The organism is Arthrobacter sp. 4R501 (assembly GCF_002929755.1).
Taxonomy (GTDB): Bacteria; Actinomycetota; Actinomycetes; order Actinomycetales; family Micrococcaceae; genus Arthrobacter.
The window spans coordinates 1-1,734 of sequence record NZ_PJIW01000046.1 but is presented as its reverse complement, the minus strand read 5'-3'; the positions used below and the strand labels follow the sequence as shown (position 1 = coordinate 1,734).

General features: G+C 63.3%; 1 protein-coding gene. It reads left to right on the top strand.

What is annotated here, in order from left to right; all coding sequences use genetic code 11:
• Positions 1-123 precede the first annotated feature (123 nt).
• Positions 124-1,563, top strand: a complete 1,440-nt coding sequence (locus tag CXR02_RS21820) for an IS1380 family transposase (RefSeq protein ID WP_104063889.1) — start codon at positions 124-126, stop codon at positions 1,561-1,563.
• Positions 1,564-1,734 lie beyond the last annotated feature (171 nt).

Below are 1,734 nucleotides of genomic sequence, written 5' to 3'. Positions count from 1 at the left end.
TAGCCCGGGGTTTTCATGAGGGTGGCGCCCGCCGGGTGTGTTAAAGCGACGAAAGGTGCTTCTGAGCTGGGAAAATAGTGTTGTTGACGCACTTTTCTACCGGCTGAAAGAAGCACCTTTCTGATGTCCAAGAATACTGGAGTTTTCCCGTCCCTTCCTGTCGCCACGACGGGACAGCAACTTGTCTCCCACGCCGGGCTGAACGTGGTGACGTCCCTTGTTGACGCGCTTGGGTTCCGGGGCTTGTGCGAGGACCGGTTGGGCCAGTTCGTCCCGTCCGGGGCCCGGCATCGGCCAGGCACCATCCTGGGCTCGTTGGCGGTCATGCTCGCCGGCGGCGGGGAGCACGTCTCCGATCTGGACATCCTGCGGACCGGTGCCGGTGTCTTCGGGAACGTTGCTTCGAACGCGACGATCTCGCGGTTCTTCGAGCGGACCGTGGCCAACCCGGATCTCTTCAGTTACGGGTTCAGCACGTTGACGCGGGAGTTGCGTTCGCGGGCGTGGGAAGCCGCCGCGGACCGGAACCCTGGCCTGAAGGCCACAGCGCTGGACCCGCTCATCGTGGACCTGGACGCCACGCTCGTGACCTCGCACTCCGATAAGGAAAACGTCGCCGGCACCTACAAGGGCGGGTATGGCTTCGCTCCCTTTATCGCCAGTGTCGATTACGGCACTGGCCACGGGACCGGGGAGGTCCTCGCCGCGCTCCTGCGTCCAGGTAATGCCGGGGCCAACAGCGCGGATGACCACATCAAGGTCTTCACCCAGGCCATCGCCCAGCTCCCGGACGACTTATACGACCAGCACGGACAGCTCATGGGTGAGAAAATCCTCGTGCGCACCGACAGCGCCGGGGCTTCCCGGAAGTTCCTGCACTACCTCTCATCCTTGGGCGTGCAGTTCAGTGTTTCCTACGCGGTCCCGGTGATGAAGGCCCGCATGGTCGCGTGGATCAACGACAAACAGTATTGGCAGCCGGCACTGGACCAGAGCGGCGACGAACGCACCGACGCGTGGGTCGTTAACGCCACCGAAGTCCTCGGACTCACCGACTACCCGCCTGGCACCAACCTGTACTTGCGTGCCGAGCCGCTGCATCCCGGAGCGCAAGCGACGCTGCTGGATATGGACGGGCACAGAGTCACGGCTTTCCTGACGAACTCACCGTCCTGGCACGGGCCCAGCCTTGATGCCCGGCACCGGGCCAGGGGACGGGGTGAGAACCGGATCAAGACCCTGAAGAACGCTGGTCTCGGTAAGCTGCCGTTCTTCGACTTTCACGCCAATCAGGCCTGGGCCAACATCGCCGCCCTGGCCATGAATCTGGTTTCCTGGCTCCAACTTACCGCGCTTCCAACCGGCCACACAGCCCGGGGATGGGACATGAAACGGTGGCGCTACCGGCTCTTCGCCACTGCCGGGAAACTCATCACCAGGGCCCGGCGGACGCGGCTGCTGATCCCTGACGAAGCCCCGGAAGCCGGCACGATCACCACGATCCTGACAGCGATCACCGAACTGAAAAACCGCCTCCGAAAACGCGTCCCACCTCTGGCCTGAGAACAACTCGGCCAGCCCCAACAACAACCAGCACGACCCATCGGAGACGTGGAATCCGACGCCCAACCAGCGACCAACGGCCCCGTCAGCGCGCCCGAAACCAAAGAATCAACCCGCACCAGAATCAAGCAGGGACCGGGCGGCCAACGTCACTCTGATGAAAAATTCGGG